The organism is Variovorax sp. P4_B11 (assembly GCF_056402355.1).
This window is the reverse complement of sequence record NZ_JBFUHO010000051.1, coordinates 16971-33557: the sequence shown is the minus strand read 5'-3', so window position 1 is coordinate 33557 and position 16587 is coordinate 16971. Positions and strand designations below refer to the sequence as shown.

Sequence of the window (16587 nt, the reverse complement as noted above, 5' to 3'; positions counted from 1 at the left end):
AACGAGGCTACCAATGAAGGTCATGCTCTTCGGTTCAACCGGCATGGTGGGGCAGGGCGTGCTGCGCGAATGCCTGCTCGATGGCGACGTCACGCAAGTGCTCGGCGTCGGCCGCCGGCCGAGCGGCGAGGCGCATCCCAAACTGCGCGATCTGGTCGTGCCCGATCCGGCTCAGCTGTCGGCGGTCGAAGACGAGTTGTCCGGTTTCGACGCCTGCTTCTTCTGCCTTGGCGTGTCCTCGGTCGGCATGGGCGAAGCGGACTACAGGCGCGTGACCTACGACCTGACGCTCGGGGCGGCGCGGACCCTCGCCCGGCTCAACCCGCAGATGACCTTCGTCTATGTGACGGGCGCCGGCACCGACAGCACCGAGCGTGGGCCCAGCATGTGGGCGCGCGTCAAGGGCGCGACCGAGAACGCGCTGATGCGGCTGCCGTTCAAGGCCGCCTACATGTTCCGGCCGGGCATCATCCAGCCGATGCACGGTGTGCGCTCCAAGACCGCGCTGTACCGATGGATCTACGTGCTTGCGAACCCGCTGTTCGGTCTGGTGCGTCGCTGGGCCCCGGATCGGGTCACGACCAGCGAGCAGGTCGGGCGCGCCATGCTGGTCGTCGCCAAGCGCGGCGCGCCGAGTCCCCTGGTCGAGATGGCCGACATCAACGCGCTGCGCTGACGGCGGAGGGCATGTCAGAAACTGGTGCGGCCCGATGCCAGGGATACCGCGGAGCGCCTTCGCCGGGCCGCTGGCATCGCCCCCTTGAGGGGGCAGCGCCGCAGGCGCTTCGGGGGTGTTTCATCCCGGTTGCTCCACCGCGCGGTGCGCGACCCTCGACCCATGAAACGCAGCTGAGATTCGGGGCGGCCGTTTTTCGGGGCGCATGAGCAACGCCGTGTCTTGATCGTCGATCGACCACCGCCGTGACGGATCACGTCGATGGTGTGCTCTGCGCAGCGAAATAAAGGAGGAGGTCGCAGGCCGGGGGACATTCGCGGAGCAGAGCACGCCGTCGGCGTGATCCCGCCCCGGCTTACGCAGGCCGAGTCTGATTCGGAAGCTGGAAGCCGGAGCTGAATACCACCATGGTACGAGCCAGAGAAGAAATCAGCCTTTCCTTTGCGCGGGTAAAGCAGGAGTACGTCATTCAGAATCAACAAGGCGAGCCGCCCCCTCGTTCTCTAGCACTCTATGGCCTCGCTGAGGCCGTATGCGCATGCATTTGGGTCATACCAGCCGTTCTTTTTATTAAAAACATCGACTATCTCTCCTTCATCCCACTTGATGGTGGCTGTGCCGCCTGAGCTAAGAACCCATCTCACTTTTCCGAAGTTATCAAACTTGATGGTTCCCGTCGCGTAGCAGGCAGAATACCGCTCGTGCACTGAGAAGCGTTTTGGGACCGGATAAGCCTTTGAGAAATACTCTTTGACTTGTTTTGCGGTCGGCTTAAATTTTTTACACGCCCGTGAAAGATTTGCATCGTCAGGGTCTGCGCTAAGCCCTGACTCTAGAATGATGACATCTCTAATTACCCTCGCGTTCGCCTGGCATGAAAGCATAGCCAGCGAAGTGGCAGCAATCAAAATTGTAATTTTAGAGGTCACCATTCTGCGGATCTTGCTTCGGTTTTATTTTCTCTTGCGATATGCGGATGTTTATAAACCTCACGCATGGAGACGCTCAACGTTTCTGCTAGTTCCTTAATCAACCATTTAAGAGAAGTAGTTTGCGCATCTGTCACGTTCACGAATATTTCTTTGTCTTTTTCTCCCGGCGCCTCGCCGACAAGCTCAATACCAATCGCATCGGCATTGGATGGAAATCGGTCCGGGAACTGCTTTCGTTCTTCAATGCGTGAGATTTGACTCGGTTTCCACGTCAATTCCAAGCCCTGCATGCGCTTAAATTCTGCAGGGGAGCATTGGTGAGTAACGACGCACCGAGACTGCATCTTTCCGACGTGGTTCGTAACCCGGTAGATAGAGGCAGTCTGATAGATCGTGCCGTCCTTATCTATCAAAAAATGAGCGCCGTTTGCCTTAGGCTCTTGATAGGTGTTAAATGCGCCTTCGGCGGTCGAGCCGCCCGTTTGGTGCACCACAATTCCGTTTACCTTGCCAAGCTTGCCGTTCTCGATGTTTGAGATGATTTTCATCCTGATTCTCGCGCCGGCATCGACGTGCCCATCTTTTGTGATGTAAAGCATGTTGTTCTCCTTATGCTTCGCGATTGACTTGCATGTCGTAACCTGCTGACACGGTGCCACCCGACCCGCCCTGTTGGTTTTGGATAACGTACTCCTGTTTTACCCGAGCAAAAGAAAGACCGATTTGCTCTCTGATGCGATCCATTGATTCGGTTGTTGCCGGCGCCACGCCGGTGACAATTACGTCGTCCATGGTGATCTTGAGAAATTCAAGTGGCAAGCCTCCGGCTTTTCTGACGACGAGCGTGGCGTTGGCAATATGTTTTCCGGTCAGACAATATTTAAGCAAACTGGGGCTCGAACGGTCTGCATAGTGATCGAAAATCAGATCGCTAACAGTTGCTTTTCCTGAGCCGCCGCCGCTGCCGGAATGCATGCTGGATCGCTGGCTGACTTTCCACTCCCAGCGCAATACTTCAATCTCGTCCTTGTGTTTGTCATCCTGGGATTCGCCAGTAATGCCGGTTAATTTCAAAAAAATGTCTTGTGCCAAGGTGGCTTCCTTCAGTAGTAGTCAGATGATCCTGGTCAGGCCCTCGAATCGAGAATTTCGAGCGACCATGTAGATCGCGGTCAGCAGGCGGCGCCGTTCGGGATCGTCCGTGGGGCCGTCGTGTACGACAAGGGGAAGAGTCCGATGCCCCTGGCCGAATGAGCTCGATTTCAATGTTTCAAGGGAATGCCCTAGGCGCCAGGGCGATCTGCTCGGGCGACCAGGGCCGGCGCAGGAAGTGCTCGACGGCGCCGAACAGGATCGAGTCGACATGCAGTTTGCGCACGGGCCGTGCCTGCCCGCCGCTTGCGACAGGCTTGTTGTGTGCAAGCGCTACCGTAGTGGCCTGCAGGATCGGCGGGCTGAGGGCTTGCGGCGGCCCCCAGCGCATCCTCAAAGTGTTTGCGTTTTGAGGGCCTTGCCGAGCGATCGGATTGCGGCCTCGACAGGCTCGGTGCGACGCTCCAGTTCGGTATTGATCACGGTGAGCAACGCGCGCAACTCAGCGGGCTCGACGCTGAACTCTTCGTGCTGCGTCGTTCGATGGATCGGCGAGAGCAGGCCTTGCAGGCAGGCGAAGGCGCGATGCACCTCCCTGAGATTGCAGAACTCGTCGGTGATGCGCAAGGCGGATGACGAGAGCAGATCACACAACAGCGGTGCCGGTTTCTGGCCGGCGCAGCCAGGCCCATTGGTGAAACTCCGCGGAACTGGCTTTGCCAGGCCGCTGGTGTTGCCCCCGGTAGTGGGTGGGCGCCCGGACACGAAGTGCCGGGCAACCTGGGGGCGAGCCTATTTCAAGAAATCGCGCAGCGCGAACAGCACCTCGTCGGGCGCCTCGGTCATCAGCTGGTGGCCGGCCTTGACCGTGACGACCTTGGCGCCGGGCGCCTTCTGCGCCAATGTCCGGGCGGCTCGCGGCGGCGTCATCTGGTCGGCCTCGCCGAGCAGGAACAGCACCGGGCATCGCAGCTTCGCCATCGCCTGCTCGCCGTTCGCATAGTCGTTGCAGGCCTTGAAGCCGATGTGGAACACATTGGCGTTCGGGTTGCTCGCGAGCACGCGGCGCATCAGCGCGCGCGAGCCGCCGTAGAGCCAGGTGCCAGGACCGAGCGAGGAGGGTGGCGGCGCCAGCAGCGAATGCGAGAAGGTGTTGACCATCGTGATCGCGCGCTGCGGATCGTTGAGCGCGCCATCGAGCAGGGCCGGCGACACGGTCATCGGGTAGGCGGTGCCGACCAGCGCCAGGTGCGTGACGCGCTCCGGGGCGCGGGCCGCCGTCTCCAGCGCGATCAGCGAGCCGAAACTGTGGCCGACCAGCGCGGCCTTGGCGACGCCCGCCGCATCGAGCAGCGCGACGATGAAGGCTGCGGCCGCCTCGATAGTGGCGGGCGGCGGACCTTCGCTCTTGCAGTGTCCCGGAAGGTCCACTGCGAGCACGTTCCAGCCATGGTTGGCGAACCAGCGGCTCTGCAGGATCCAGACGCTGTGGTCGTTGAGCACGCCATGGATGAACACCACGGTCGGCTTCGCCGGATCGAGCGGCTTGCCGCCCGTGTAGCAGTAGCTGCGATGGCCGTTGACGACGAAGTGCATCACGCCTCCCGCCGGGCCGCCCCAAGGGCGGCGTGTGCCCCCACGGGGGGCAGCGAATACATGAAATGATGAGCGTGGGGGATCATGTCACGCACCTGCCCTTTCCGCCGCCTTCAGCGCGCGCTGGAGGTCGTCGATCAGGTCGGCCGGATCTTCGAGGCCGATCGAGAGCCGGATGGTGCCCTGCGAGATCCCCGCGTCCGCCAGCGCCTCGTCGGTCATCCGGAAATGCGTGGTGCTCGCGGGATGGATCACCAGGCTGCGGCAGTCGCCGACGTTCGCCAGGTGGCTGAAGAGCTGGAGCGCCTCGATGAACTTCTTGCCCTGCTCGCGGTTGCCCTTGAGGTCGAAGCTGAAGACCGCGCCGGCCCCCTTGGCGCCATGGCGCAGCAGCTTGTTGGCCAGCGCATGGCTCGGATGCGATTCGAGCAGCGGATGCCCCACGCGCGACACGAAGGGGTGCGCCGCCAGGAACTCCACCACCTTCTGCGTGTTGTCGATGTGGCGCTCCATGCGCAGCGGCAGCGTCTCGATGCCCTGCAGGATCAGCCAGGCCGTGTGCGGGCTCATCGAGGCGCCGAAGTCGCGCAGCCCTTCGCGCCGCGCGCGCAGCAGGAAGGCGCCGACCGTGCTCTCCTCGCTGAACACCATGTTGTGGAAGCCGTCGTAGGCCTGGGTCAGCTCGGCGAATTTGCCCGAGCGTTCCCAGTCGAAGCTGCCGCCGTCGACCACCACGCCGCCGATCACGGTGCCGTGGCCCGAGAGGAACTTGGTGGCCGAGTGGTAGACCAGGTCGGCGCCCCAGTCGAAGGGCTTGATCAAGTAGGGCGAGGTCAAGGTGGAGTCGACCAGCAGCGGTACCTGGGCCGCGTGCGCGATGTCGCTGACCGCCGGGATGTCGAGCACGTCGAGGCCCGGATTGCCGACGGTCTCGCCGAACAGCAGCTTGGTCTCGGGCCGGATCGCGGCGCGCCAGCCATCGAGGTCGCCGGGCTTGACGAAGGTGGTTTCGATGCCGAAGCGGCGCATCGTGTAGTGCAGCAGGTTCTGCGAGCCGCCGTACAGCGCGGTGCTGGCGACGATGTGCGAGCCGGCGCCCATCAGCGTGGCGACCGACAGGTGCAGCGCTGCCTGGCCGCTGGCGGTCGCGATCGCGCCGATGCCGCCTTCGAGCGCCGCCACGCGCTGCTCGAGCACGGCGTTGGTCGGGTTGCTGATGCGCGAGTAGACATGGCCCGCGCGCTCCAGATTGAACAGCGCCGCGGCGTGGTCGCTGGACTCGAAGACGAAGGAGGTGGTGAGGTGGATCGGCACCGCGCGCGCGCCGGTGGCGGGGTCGGGTGCGGCGCCGGCATGCAATGCCAGCGTGTCGAAGCCGGGGTCGGAGTAGCCGGACATGAGCGCCTTTCGGGATCGTTTCTGCAATGCCCCGTTACGCGTGCGGCCTGCGCGGCCGCCGCGGTCTCGGTGGACGGGCGGCCATTGTGGGCTATATTCAAATCGGCACGCCGCCGAGCAAGTGAGGAGCAAATTACATGAAAGTCAGCGACATCCTGCGCGTGAAGGGCAACACCCTCTTCACTGTCACGCCCGACGAACCCCTGGCCAACGCGGTCAACGTCATGGCCGAGAAGGACATCGGCTCGCTGGTGGTCATGGAGCATGGCGACCTGGTCGGTATGCTGACCTTCCGCGAAGTGATCGTCGCCATCGTCGGCAACGGCGGCCAGATCGGCGGCACCCTGGTGCGCAAGGCCATGGATGACCATCCCGTCACCTGCACCCTCGAAACCGACCTCGACGAGATCCGCCGCATCATGCTGGAGCGCCACGCGCGCTACATGCCGGTGATGGACAAGCGCATGCTGATGGGCGTGATCAGCTTCTACGACGTCGCCAAGGCGGTGGTCGACAGCCAGAACTTCGAGAACAAGATGCTCAAGGCCTATATCCGCGACTGGCCAACAGAGGAATAGCTCGCCCCCAGGTTGCCCGGCACTTCGTGTCCGGGCGCCCACCCCCTACCGGGGGCGACACCAGCGGCCTGGCGAAGCCAGTTCCGCGGTGCCTCACCAACGCGGCCTGGCTGCGCCGGCCGGGTCGGGGACTTACTCCTTGATGTTGGCGGCTTGTACGATCTTTTGGTTGCGGGCGTATTCGGCTTTGACGAACTGGCCGAGTTCCTCGGGCGAGCCGCTGCCGGGGAGGGCGCCTTGCTCTTGCAGCTTGGCGCGCACTTCGGGGTCCTTCAGCACCGCGTTGAGTTCCTGGTTGAGCCGGTTCACGATCGGCGCCGGGGTGCCGGCCGGGGCGAAGACCGCGGTCCAGCTCACCATGTCGAAGCCCTTCAGGCCCGGCATCTCGCCGAAGGCCGGCACCTGCGGCAGCGCAGCGAGCCGCTGCGCGCTGGTGACGCCGAGCGCCTTCAGCCGGTTGCCGCTCACATGTGGAATGGCGCTGGTGCTGACCAGCATGGCCAGGTCGACCTGGTTGCCGATCACGTCGGTCGCGATCTGGGCGCCGCCGCGGTAGGGCACGTGGGTGACGAAGACGCCGCTGCGCTCCTTCAGCAGTTCCATCGCCAGCTGCAGCACGGTGCCGACGCCCGAGGTGGCGTAGTTGTACTTGCCGGGCGAGGCCTTCGCGAGTTTCACGAAGTCGGCGAAGTCCTTCACCGGCAGGCCGGGGCGCGCGACCAGTACCATCGGCGCCGTGTTCAGCATGCCGACCGGCGCCAGGTCCTTGAGCGGATCGAACTTGAAGGCGGCCGGGTTGATCAGGCGGCCGATCGCGATCGCGCTGTCCGGCCCGGCGACCAGGGTGTAGCCGTCGGGCACCGCATTGGCCGCCTTGGCCACGCCGATGGCGCCGCCCGCGCCGGTCACGTTCTCGATCACGACCGATTGCTTGAGGCGCTCGCCCAGCTTGGTGGCGACCAGGCGGGCGCTGTAGTCCACGCTGCCGCCCGCCGAATAGGGGACGATCAGCGTGATCGGCTTGGCACCGGGCCAGGACGGCGGCTGTGCCAGGGCGGCGCCGGGCAGCGCGGCCAGCAGCACGGAGGCGAGCAACAGGGGCTTGACGAGGGGATTCTTCATGGGGTCGCCGAGGAGGGGGCTTGGGAAAGGCCGGCACGCAGGGCGTCGAATTCGGCGCTCCATGCGCTGCGCCAGTGGCGACGCTGCGCGTCGTCGATCCAGGCGCCGTCGAGTCCGTTGTGCATGAAGCCGCGCAGGTCGTCGAGATCGAAGCCGAAGTCGCGAACCATCATCAGCCAGGCCCCGGTGGGCGTGACCTTGTGAAGGGTCGGGTCGTCGGTGTTGGGGTGGATCCGCAGGCCCAGGCCAGGCATGCGGCGGATCGGGTGGTCGAGCGCCCAGCGCTCCGGCGGCAAGGTGCGCAAGTAGTAGGAGTTGGTCGGCACGACCGTGAAGACCACGCCGCGCTCGGCGCATTCGCGTGCGAACTCCGGCCGGTCGACCACGGTGTAGCCGTGGTCGATGCGGTCGACCTTCAGCAGGTCGAGCGCCGTGCGCACGTTGCTCCAAGGCATGCCGAACTCGCCGGCGTGGGCCGTGGTCTTGAGGCCGGCGCGCCGGGCGTCGCGGTAGGCCTCGTGGAAGAGTTCGGGCGGCCGGTCGACCTCGCGGTAGTCGATGCCGATGCCGATCACCTCCTCGCATCGGTTCCCGGTCACCCATTGCACCATCTCGACGGCCGCGTCGGGGCTGGCCTCGCGGTCGATCGCGGCGATCAGCCGGCCGACGATGCCGAACTCCCGCTGCGCGTCGTGGATGGCGTTGACGATCGCATCCTGCGCCCTGCGGTAGCCGATGCCCGAGGCGTGCACGGTGCCGGTCGGGTTCCAGAAGAACTCGCTGTAGCGGACCTGGTGCGAGGCGGCATCCTGCAGGTATTCGAGGGCGAGCCGGTGCAGGTCGTCGGCACTGCGCACGAGTTGCGCATCGAGCGCGCGCAGCACCCGCAGCACCCCGACCGGCTTCTCGCCGCGGGTGTAGAAGCCCTCGATCTCGTCGTTGCCCAGCGGCGAGCCGGCGCGGCGGTTCAGGTCCGCGAAGGTGGCGTGCCGGACCGTGCCGAACAGGTGGCAGTGCAGCTCGACCTTCGGGATCGCTCGCAGGAAGGCTTCGAGGGTGCCCGGGGTGGCTGTATCGGCGGTATCGGCGGTGCGCATGCCGGCCAGTCTAGGGAGGGCCTTGAAATAAAGAAAATTTTGAATTTCTATAATTTCATTCATTCAATCTATTTCCGGGTCGATGCCCTCCTTGCCCCTTCGTGCGTTGACGCTGCGCCAGCTCCAGTGCTTCTCGGTGCTGGTGCAGGAAGGCCAGTTCGGGCGCGCCGCGCGTCGGCTGTCGATCACCCAGCCGGCGCTGAGCAATGCGATCAAGCAGATGGAGAAGCTGCTGGGGGCCGAACTGCTGAGCCGCTCGACGCATCGGCTCGCGCTCACGCCGGTCGGCGCCGAGGTGCTCGCGCGCACCGACTACCTGGTCAACACCTTCGAGGTCGCGTTGCGCGACATCGAGAGCACGGTGCAGCGCGGACGCGCCTTCGTGCGCATCGGCGTGATCCCTTCGGCCAGCGCCCGCGTCGCGGCGGCGGTGGCCGCCTTCATCGCTGGCGACGCGCCGCGCGGCGTCGAGTTCGCCTGGCGCGACGCCCCTTCGAACACGCTGCTGGCCGAAGTGCGCAGTGGCCAGCTCGACCTGGCCGTGGCGGCGATCACCGAGCCGCCGGGCGGGTTGGCTTGCGTCGACTTGTTCCGCGATCCCCTGGTGCTGGTGGTGCGGCGCGACCACCCGCTGGCCGCGGCGGGCGGCGCAGACTGGGAGGCGATCGGCGATGAACGCCTGGTGCTGTTCGAGAGCGGCAGCATGCCGGCCCTCGGGGATCCGGCCCGCGCCCAGTTCGCGCAGGGCGCGGAGCCCTACCGCGTGAGCTACTCGGAAACGCTCTACGCCCTGGTGCGCGGCGGGCTGGCGCTCGGGCTGATGCCGCAGCTCTACACGTCGTCGCTGCGCGACGACGATCTGGTCGTGCTGCCCCTGGCCAGGCCCCACATCGAGCGCCGCATCGTGCTGGTCTACCTGCCCGGGCCGATGCGCAACGTGGTGTCGCAGGCGCTGATCGCGCATTTGCGGCAGGCGCTGGTGCCGCCTGCCGGCTGAACGGCCCCCACGCTCCCCCACTGCGTGTGGGTCGCTGCCCCCCCCAAGGGGGCCGCAGGCCGCCTTGGGGCGGCCCGGCGGCGGCCTGGGCCCCAACGCTCCCCCACTGCGTGTGGGTCGCTGCCCCCCGAGGGGGCCGCAGGCCGCCTTGGGGCGGCCCGGCGGCGGCCTAGTGAAGTTCCTGCGCGGTGTGGATCATTTCCCGCACCCGCGGATAGATCTGCGTGTTCCACTTGCTGCCGCTGAAGACGCCGTAGTGGCCGACGCCCGCCTGCAGGTGGTGGGTCTTGAGATAGGGGCGCACACTGGTGCAGAGGTCCTGCGCCGCCACGGTCTGGCCGACCGCGCAGATGTCGTCGCGCTCGCCCTCGACCGTCATCAGCGCGGTGCGGCGGATGGCGGCGGGGTTCACCTTGCGTTCACCGACGGTGAGCTTGCCGCGCGGCAGGTCGTAGGTCTGGAACACGCGCTCCACGGTCTCCAGGTAGAACTCGGCCGGCAGGTCGTTGACCGCCAGGTATTCCTCGTAAAAGTTGCGGATCGTCGCCGCCTGATCGAGCTCGCCCTCGACCAGATGGTGATAGAGCTTCTTGAACTGCTCCTTGTGGCGCTCGGGGTTCATGCTCATGAAGGCGCTGAGCTGCAGGAAGCCCGGGTAGACGCGCCGCATCACGCCGGCGTGCGGCCACGGCACGCGGCTGATCAGGTTGCGCTCGAACCAGCCGATCGGGCGGTCGGTGGCCAGCTTGTTCACGGCGGTCGGATTGATGCGGCAATCGACCGGTCCGGCCATCAGGGTCAGGCTCAGCGGCGCGGCCGGGTTGTCGTCTTCCGCCATCAGCGCGGTGGCCGCCAGCGCCGCGACGCAGGGCTGGCAGACCGCGACCATGTGGGCGCCCGGGCCCATGGCTTCGAGGAAGCTCACGATCTGCAGCGTGTAGTCGTCGAGGCTGAAGGCGCCGTTCCACAGCGGCACGTCGCGGGCGTTGTGCCAGTCGGTCAGGTAGACATCGTGGTCACGCAGCAGGGTGCGCAGCGTTTCGCGCAGCAGCGTCGCGAAATGGCCCGACAGTGGTGCGGCGAGCAGAACCTTCGGCTGCACCGTTTTGGTGTTCTTGCGGAAGTGCAGCAGGGTGCCGAAGGGTGCGACCAGCGCGACTTCTTCATGGACCGCGGCCTCTTCGCCTTCCGACAGCACGCTCTGGATGCCATAGTCCGGCCGCGTGTGGGTCAGCCGCATGTGTGAATAGACCTCCATCGCGGCCGCGATCCGGCGGCCGACGCTGCCATCCGACTGGGCCTGCCAGACGCCGCCGCCGAGGTATTGGGCCGCGAGCCGGGATGGCGAGAGCAGGTCGGTGTTGGTTTGGTAGGCCCGGTACAGCATGCAGGCGATGCAGGCAATTTGCGGGCCATGTCGTTCTGACCGCCGCCGCGGTGCACTGTTCTGGCACAGGCCTTGCACACGTGCAGAGCCGATCCGGCAACCAGGAGCGTCAGCATGGCCAAACCCGTCCTCACCATCAGCAGCAAGAACTACGGCGCCTGGTCGCTGCGGGGCTGGCTGATGTGCCGCCTCGCGGGGCTGGAGTTCAGCGAGAAGATCATCCCGCCGGACGATCCGGCGATGAAGGCCGAGATGCTGTTGCTGTCGTCCTCGATGCTGGTGCCCTCGCTCGAGCATGGCGGCGTGAAGGTCTGGGATACGCTGGCGATCGGCGAGTACCTGAACGAGATCAAGCCGAAGGCCGGCCTGCTGCCTGCCGACGCCAAGGCCCGCGCGCACTGCCGTGCGATCAGCGGCGAGATGCACTCGGGCTTCAGTTCGATGCGCAGTTCGCTGCCGATGAACCTGAAAGCGAAGTTTCCCGGCTTCAAGATCTGGTCGCGCGCGCAGACGGACATCGACCGCATCGTCGCGATCTGGCGCGAATGCCTGGCTGCTTACGGTGGCCCGTTCCTGTTCGGCGAAACACCCTGCCTGGCCGATGCGATGTACGCGCCCGTGGTCACGCGCTTCATGACTTACGACGTGTCGCTCGACCGGGCCTGTGCCGCGTACTGCAAGCGCATCATGGAACTGCCCGCGATGCAGGAGTGGGTCAAGGCGGCGAAGCAGGAGCCCGAGGAGATCGACGAGCTCGATGCGGAGTTCTGAGGCCGGGCCGCCGCCGGTTCAGACGGCCGGCTTGCGGAACATGCGCAGGTCGAGCGTGGATTCGTTGCCGAGCCACATGGCGTGCGCCGTGTGGTCGAGGTAGTCGTCGCCGGTCACGCCGTGCACGAAGATGTCGAGCCCGTTGCGGTGCGCCTCCAGCCAGGCGATGACTTCGTCGAACTCGGCCGCGTCGAAGGCGATCTGGCAGCTCCAGTGCGGATGCGGTCCGACCAGTCGCTCGTGCACCCGTCCGACCACCACCAGCAACTCGTGGCCAGCCGCCTCGGCCATCTGGCGCGCCTGGGCGACGGTCGAGGGGCCGAAGTAGATGTGGGCGTGGTACTGGGGGTAGAGGTTTTCGGGGTGGCGGGGCATGGGTCTCGCTGGCAGGGGCTCCTAGCTTAACTGGGGGCTCGGAAGCGTCAAGCCAGCCCGGCTCAGTAGAAGTCGAGGGCCAGGAACAACAGGTACGAGATCGTGCACAGGATCCACGGCAGAAGGATGGCGCAGATGCACTCGATGCTGTCGAATGGGTCCCGGGAGCGCAGCCGGGCTGCCAGGTATCGAAGTTTGCTCATCATGGGGTGCAATTTCGCCAAGAGTCTCAGCACGCGATATTCAGAGTCGCGCACTGTCGTGTCTGCGGGGGATGTCTGCTTCTGGCAAAGAAAACGCTGACACAGCCATGGGTAGCGTCTGAGCCTGACAGGCGAAGGCCCTCACAACCGGTTGCTGCAGCGTGATCAAAAAGATGAAATACTGTGAATTCATCCAGTATCAAGATCGCCCGCCATGGCCGACACCTTCATCCCCGTGCACGCCCTCAAGGGCCGAGGCGCTGCCACGCGCCTGCCGCATCGCTTCGAGCGCGACGTCCGCGATGAATTCGACGACGGCTGGGGCACGCTCGAAGAGGGCGAGGCCGAAGGACTGCCGCCGCTGGCCACCGAGGTCCGTTTCGAGGACGTGAAGTCGGTGCTCTGCGAGAACGATTCGCCCGACATCCCGTTCGACCGCTCGCTGAATCCGTACCGCGGTTGCGAGCACGGCTGCATCTATTGCTTTGCACGACCCACGCACAGCTATCTCAACCTGTCGCCCGGCCTGGATTTCGAGACCAAGCTGATCGCCAAGCGCAACATCGCCGAGGTCCTGCGCGCCGAACTCGGGCGCAAGAACTACCGGCCCGGCCAGATCGCGATCGGCACCGCCACCGACTGCTACCAGCCGATCGAGCGCGAGCTGCGGCTGACCCGTTCCGTCATCGAACTGCTGAACGAAACGCGCCATCCGTTCGGACTGGTGACCAAGTCGAGCGCGGTCGAGCACGACCTTGACCTGATCGCGCCGATGGCGGCCGACCGGCTGGCCGCTGTCTACGTCACGATCACCACGCTCGACGGCGAGCTCGCGCGCAAGCTCGAACCGCGCGCCGCGGCGCCGCACCGGCGGCTGCGCACCCTGCGCACGCTGGCCGCTGCGGGCGTGCCGGTCGGCGTCAGCGTGGCGCCGCAGATCCCGTTCCTCACCGAGGACATGGAGCAGGTGCTGGAAGCCGCCTGGGAGGCCGGCGCGCGCTGCGCTTTCTATACAGTCATTCGGCTGCCGTGGGAGGTCGCGCCGCTGTTCAAGCAATGGCTCGAGCTGCACTATCCACAGCGCGCCGACCGGATCATGGCGCGCATCCGCGAGATGCGCGGCGGCAAGGACTACGACGCCGACTTCGCGACCCGCATGAAGGGCAGCGGCCTGTGGGCCGACCTGATCCGGCAGCGTTTCGAAAAGGCGACGCGGCGCATCGGCTTCAACCGCGAGCGCATCGCGCTGGACCTCAGCGCGTTCCGACCACCTGGCGCAGCGGGGCAGGGCAATCTGTTCTAGTTCTCGCTTCGTGAGTAGGGTTGGTTACACAATGGAGCGAATGGCAAAGATTTACTTTCAACAAGCTTCGACGGTCCACTGGTGGGTGGTCATGGGGGTTTCCGGTTGCGGCAAGTCCAGCCTAGGCGCCGCCTTGGCGCGGGAAATGGGGTTGCCGCTGATCGAAGGGGATGACTTCCACGCGCCCGAAAGCGTTCGCAAGATGCGCGCCGGGATTGCACTCACCGACGCCGATCGTGCGGGATGGCTCACCACGCTGGGCCATGAACTGGCGCGTCATCGCGAGGGTGCGGTGCTGACCTGTTCGGCCCTGAAGCACGACTATCGCGAGCGGCTGCGGGCCGCCGTGCCGGGGCTGCGCTTCGTCTTCATGGCGCTGTCGCGCGAGGAGGCCGAGCGAAGGGTCGCCGCCCGCGCCGGCGCTCACATGTTCCCGGCCAGCCTGGTCGCCAACCAGTTCGCGACCCTGGAATCCCCCGTGGGCGAGCCCGGTGTGCTCGAGGTGGATGCGACGGCGCCCAGCGCCGAACTCGTGGCGCGGGTCCGCTCCTGGCAATGAGGGCCGGGCAACGAGGCTCGGAGACGGCGCCTAGTCGCTGCGCGGGAGCCCGAGGGCATCGAAGACGCGGATCGCCGCATACGCGTCGTTGGCCGCATAGCGCAGCTGCGCATCGGTGAGCTGCCGGTTGGCCCAGTTCGAGGTGGTTGCCTTGCGCGACTTGATGAAGCGGCGATCGAACACCAGGGCCACGGCGGTCTTCACGCCGATCGATTGGCGGTAGCCGCGGCGGCGGAATTCGGTGTCGATATCGAACACGCCGCACGGCTCGACGCCGAAACGCTGGCGGATCAGGCTCAGGTCGCTCGAAAGGCCGAAGCCGACCTTGGTGAGTGCCGAGGAGGCGAGCAAGGCCCCCAGCGCGCCATGCAACTCCGCGCGGTGCAGCTGGAACAGCCAGGCCCCGCGCAGCGTCGCGAACTGGATCACGTGCGGCCCGCCGGACACCTCGTTCTTCGCGAAGGTCGGCTTGGATTCGGTGTCGAAGCCGACGATGCCGCTGGCCAGCAGGGCGGTCGCGGCGTCTTGCGCATCGCGCTCGCTGGCGACAACCCGGATGTCCGGCAGCTCGAGGCCTTCGAAAGGTTCGAGCAGCGCGATCTGCTCGCGTTCGGGCAGCGGGGAGAGGGTTGGGTTCATTCGGAAGCCGTCAGTGATCGCCGATTGTCGTTGGTTGACACCAGCGACGGGAGGCAGGCGGGCGTTGCGGGCAGGCAATGCTCAGGCCGCGAGCCGCTCGGCATGGTGCGCCAGGTGGTCCGCGACGAAGCTCTGGATGAAGTAGTAGCCGTGGTCGTAGCCCGCGTGGCGGCGCAGCGTGAGCGGCTGGCCGGCACGGGCACAGGCGGCCTCGAACAGCTCCGGATGCAGCTGGTCGGCGAGGAACTTGTCGGCCAGGCCCTGGTCGATGAGGATGCCTTCCGGGAAGGGCGCCGCGCCCTGCGATTGCATCAGCGCGCTGGCGTCGTGCGCCAACCATTCGGAACGGTCGGTGCCCAGGTAGCCGCGGAATGCCTTGTCGCCCCATGGGCATTGCGTCGGCGCGCAGATCGGTGCCAGGGCCGACAGCGACTTGAAGCGGCCCGGGTGGCGCAGTGCAAGGGTCAGCGCGCCGTGGCCGCCCATCGAATGGCCGAAGATGCCGATGCGCTGGCCGTCGATCGGCAGCTGCTGCGCGATCAGCGGCATCAGTTCTTCGACGATCCAGCTTTCCATGCGCCAGTGCGTCGCCCACGGCGCCTCGGTGGCATCGAGGTAGAAGCCGGCGCCGATGCCGAAATCCCAGCTGGCGATGGCGCCTTCGATGTCTTCGACCGCGGGGCCGCGCGGGCTGGTGTCGGGTGCGATCAGTGCCAGGCCGAGTTCGGCCGCCAGCCGTTGCGCACCGGACTTGACCATGAAGGTTTCCTCGTTGCAGGTCAGGCCCGCGAGGTACATCAACGCCGGCACCGGCCCATGCTCGGCTTGCGGCGGCAGGAAGACCGAGAAGCGCATCGGCAGGCCGATCTCGCGCGAGTCGTGTTCGAGGAAGCGCAGCGTGCCGCCGAAGCAGCGGTGTTCGGAAAGTGTCTTGAAACGGACGGTCATGGATTCGATGCGGAAACGAGTTCGAGTACCGCGTCGGCGAACACGCGCGGCACCTCCTGCGGCATGTTGTGGCCGACGCCGGGCACGATGCGGTGAGCGCGCGGGCCGGTGAAGCGATGGGCATGCGCCGAAGCTTCGCTCGCGGGGCGCACGCCATCGTCGGCGCCGTCGAAGGTGATGGCGGGGACGCTGATCGGCGGCTGTGCGGCGAGCCGCGCCTCGATGGCCGCGTAGGCCGTATCGCCCGGCACCAGGCCGAAGCGGTGGCGGTACGACTGGATCACCACGTCGACGAAATCGGGATGGTCGAAGGCGGCCGCGCTGCGTTCGAAGGTCGCGTCGTCGAAGGCCCAGGTCGGCGACCAGAGCCGCCAGAGCAGTCGCGCGATGCCGCGTCGATCGGCTGCCAGTCCGGCGCGTCCGCGTTCGCTGTGAAAGTAGTACTGGTACCAGAGCCGATGCTCGTTCTCGGCCGGCTCGGGACGCATCCCCTTGGCGATGTCCTGGATGTTGTAGCTGTTGAACGAGACCAGCCCGGCGCAACGCTCGGGCCACAGCGCCGCCACCACGCAGGCCGCGCGTCCGCCCCAGTCGTAGCCCGCGAGCACGGCGCGCGGGATCGCCAGCGCATCGAGCAGCGCCAGCAGGTCGGCGCCGAGTGCCGCCTGCTCGCCCGAACGCGGCGTCGCGTCGCTCAGGAAGCGCGTCGCGCCGTAGCCGCGCAGGTACGGCACGATCACCCGGCAGCCGGCCCGCGCCAGCATCGGCGCCACCTCGACATAGCTGTGGATGTCGTACGGAAAGCCGTGCATCAGCAACACCGGCGGCCCGTCCGCGGGGCCGGTCTCGAAATACGCGATGTCGAGCACGCCGGCCCGGATCGTGCGCAGCGGCTCCATGCGCGCCATGGCTGC

General features: G+C 66.1%; 20 protein-coding genes. 6 read left to right on the top strand and 14 right to left on the bottom strand.

The window, feature by feature from the left end; all coding sequences use genetic code 11:
* Nucleotides 1–13 precede the first annotated feature (13 nt).
* A complete protein-coding gene (locus tag AC1DYD_RS31380) occupies nt 14–676 on the top strand; it encodes a Rossmann-fold NAD(P)-binding domain-containing protein (protein WP_478176650.1) in 663 nt (220 codons plus the stop codon).
* Nucleotides 677–1179: 503 nt separating this feature from the next.
* Here the strand turns inward: AC1DYD_RS31380 and AC1DYD_RS31375 are convergent.
* The 6 genes from AC1DYD_RS31375 to AC1DYD_RS31350 all read right to left on the bottom strand — a co-directional run bounded on the left by AC1DYD_RS31375 (nt 1180) and on the right by AC1DYD_RS31350 (nt 5694).
* Nucleotides 1180–1608: a hypothetical protein gene (locus tag AC1DYD_RS31375; RefSeq protein ID WP_478176649.1), complete on the bottom strand. Its 429-nt coding sequence runs from the start codon at nt 1606–1608 to the stop codon at nt 1180–1182.
* The gene (locus tag AC1DYD_RS31370; protein ID WP_478176648.1) at nt 1602–2207 is read right to left on the bottom strand and encodes a peptidoglycan recognition protein family protein; all 606 of its coding nucleotides are present in this window, start codon (nt 2205–2207) and stop codon (nt 1602–1604) included. The genes AC1DYD_RS31375 and AC1DYD_RS31370 overlap by 7 nt, the downstream gene beginning before the upstream one ends.
* 10 nt (nt 2208–2217) lie before the next feature.
* A complete protein-coding gene (locus AC1DYD_RS31365; RefSeq protein ID WP_478176647.1) occupies nt 2218–2700 on the bottom strand; it encodes an Hcp family type VI secretion system effector in 483 nt (160 codons plus the stop codon).
* Between the two features lie 393 nt (nt 2701–3093).
* Complete coding sequence (locus tag AC1DYD_RS31360; protein WP_478176646.1) at nt 3094–3327, bottom strand: hypothetical protein; 234 nt, start codon at nt 3325–3327, stop codon at nt 3094–3096.
* A 165-nt stretch (nt 3328–3492) separates the two neighbouring features.
* Complete coding sequence (locus tag AC1DYD_RS31355; RefSeq protein WP_478176645.1) at nt 3493–4296, bottom strand: alpha/beta fold hydrolase; 804 nt, start codon at nt 4294–4296, stop codon at nt 3493–3495.
* 87 nt (nt 4297–4383) lie between these two features.
* A complete protein-coding gene (locus tag AC1DYD_RS31350; protein ID WP_478176644.1) occupies nt 4384–5694 on the bottom strand; it encodes an O-acetylhomoserine aminocarboxypropyltransferase in 1311 nt (436 codons plus the stop codon).
* A 137-nt stretch (nt 5695–5831) separates the two neighbouring features.
* Between AC1DYD_RS31350 and AC1DYD_RS31345 the strand changes: the two genes are divergently transcribed.
* The gene (locus tag AC1DYD_RS31345; RefSeq protein ID WP_478176643.1) at nt 5832–6272 is read left to right on the top strand and encodes a CBS domain-containing protein; all 441 of its coding nucleotides are present in this window, start codon (nt 5832–5834) and stop codon (nt 6270–6272) included.
* A gap of 132 nt (nt 6273–6404) precedes the next feature.
* On the opposite strand, the gene AC1DYD_RS31340 is transcribed toward AC1DYD_RS31345, so the two are convergent.
* Both AC1DYD_RS31340 and AC1DYD_RS31335 read right to left on the bottom strand, forming a co-directional pair.
* Nucleotides 6405–7394, bottom strand: coding sequence for a Bug family tripartite tricarboxylate transporter substrate binding protein (locus AC1DYD_RS31340; RefSeq protein ID WP_478176642.1), 990 nt, complete (start codon nt 7392–7394; stop codon nt 6405–6407).
* Entirely contained in the window at nt 7391–8491 is a 1101-nt protein-coding gene (locus AC1DYD_RS31335) for an adenosine deaminase family protein (RefSeq protein ID WP_478176641.1), read from the bottom strand. The genes AC1DYD_RS31340 and AC1DYD_RS31335 overlap by 4 nt, the downstream gene beginning before the upstream one ends.
* Before the next feature lie 82 nt (nt 8492–8573).
* Between AC1DYD_RS31335 and AC1DYD_RS31330 the strand changes: the two genes are divergently transcribed.
* Nucleotides 8574–9488, top strand: a complete 915-nt coding sequence (locus AC1DYD_RS31330; protein ID WP_478176640.1) for a LysR family transcriptional regulator — start codon at nt 8574–8576, stop codon at nt 9486–9488.
* Nucleotides 9489–9657: 169 nt separating this feature from the next.
* Here AC1DYD_RS31330 and AC1DYD_RS31325 read toward each other — a convergent pair whose 3' ends face one another.
* A complete protein-coding gene (locus AC1DYD_RS31325; RefSeq protein ID WP_478176639.1) occupies nt 9658–10875 on the bottom strand; it encodes a polyhydroxyalkanoate depolymerase in 1218 nt (405 codons plus the stop codon).
* Between the two features lie 114 nt (nt 10876–10989).
* On the opposite strand from AC1DYD_RS31325, the gene AC1DYD_RS31320 reads away from it, so the two are divergent.
* Nucleotides 10990–11646, top strand: coding sequence for a glutathione S-transferase (locus tag AC1DYD_RS31320; protein WP_478176638.1), 657 nt, complete (start codon nt 10990–10992; stop codon nt 11644–11646).
* Between the two features lie 18 nt (nt 11647–11664).
* Here the strand turns inward: AC1DYD_RS31320 and AC1DYD_RS31315 are convergent, their stop codons facing one another.
* On the bottom strand, nt 11665–12021 hold the full coding sequence (locus tag AC1DYD_RS31315) for a DOPA 4,5-dioxygenase family protein (protein WP_478176637.1): 357 nt from the start codon (nt 12019–12021) through the stop codon (nt 11665–11667).
* A gap of 62 nt (nt 12022–12083) precedes the next feature.
* Nucleotides 12084–12227, bottom strand: a complete 144-nt coding sequence (locus AC1DYD_RS31310; RefSeq protein ID WP_478176636.1) for a hypothetical protein — start codon at nt 12225–12227, stop codon at nt 12084–12086.
* A 211-nt stretch (nt 12228–12438) separates the two neighbouring features.
* Between AC1DYD_RS31310 and AC1DYD_RS31305 the strand changes: the two genes are divergently transcribed.
* Entirely contained in the window at nt 12439–13527 is a 1089-nt protein-coding gene (locus AC1DYD_RS31305; RefSeq protein ID WP_478176635.1) for a PA0069 family radical SAM protein, read from the top strand.
* A 40-nt stretch (nt 13528–13567) separates the two neighbouring features.
* Nucleotides 13568–14086, top strand: a complete 519-nt coding sequence (locus AC1DYD_RS31300) for a gluconokinase (protein ID WP_478176634.1) — start codon at nt 13568–13570, stop codon at nt 14084–14086.
* Nucleotides 14087–14116: 30 nt separating this feature from the next.
* Here the strand turns inward: AC1DYD_RS31300 and AC1DYD_RS31295 are convergent, their stop codons facing one another.
* The 3 genes from AC1DYD_RS31295 to AC1DYD_RS31285 all read right to left on the bottom strand — a co-directional run bounded on the left by AC1DYD_RS31295 (nt 14117) and on the right by AC1DYD_RS31285 (nt 16581).
* Nucleotides 14117–14725: a 3'-5' exonuclease gene (locus AC1DYD_RS31295; protein WP_478176633.1), complete on the bottom strand. Its 609-nt coding sequence runs from the start codon at nt 14723–14725 to the stop codon at nt 14117–14119.
* An 81-nt stretch (nt 14726–14806) separates the two neighbouring features.
* The gene (gene fghA / locus AC1DYD_RS31290; protein ID WP_478176632.1) at nt 14807–15673 is read right to left on the bottom strand and encodes an S-formylglutathione hydrolase; all 867 of its coding nucleotides are present in this window, start codon (nt 15671–15673) and stop codon (nt 14807–14809) included.
* The gene (locus AC1DYD_RS31285; RefSeq protein WP_478176631.1) at nt 15670–16581 is read right to left on the bottom strand and encodes an alpha/beta fold hydrolase; all 912 of its coding nucleotides are present in this window, start codon (nt 16579–16581) and stop codon (nt 15670–15672) included. The genes fghA and AC1DYD_RS31285 overlap by 4 nt, the downstream gene beginning before the upstream one ends.
* Nucleotides 16582–16587: the final 6 nt, after the last annotated feature.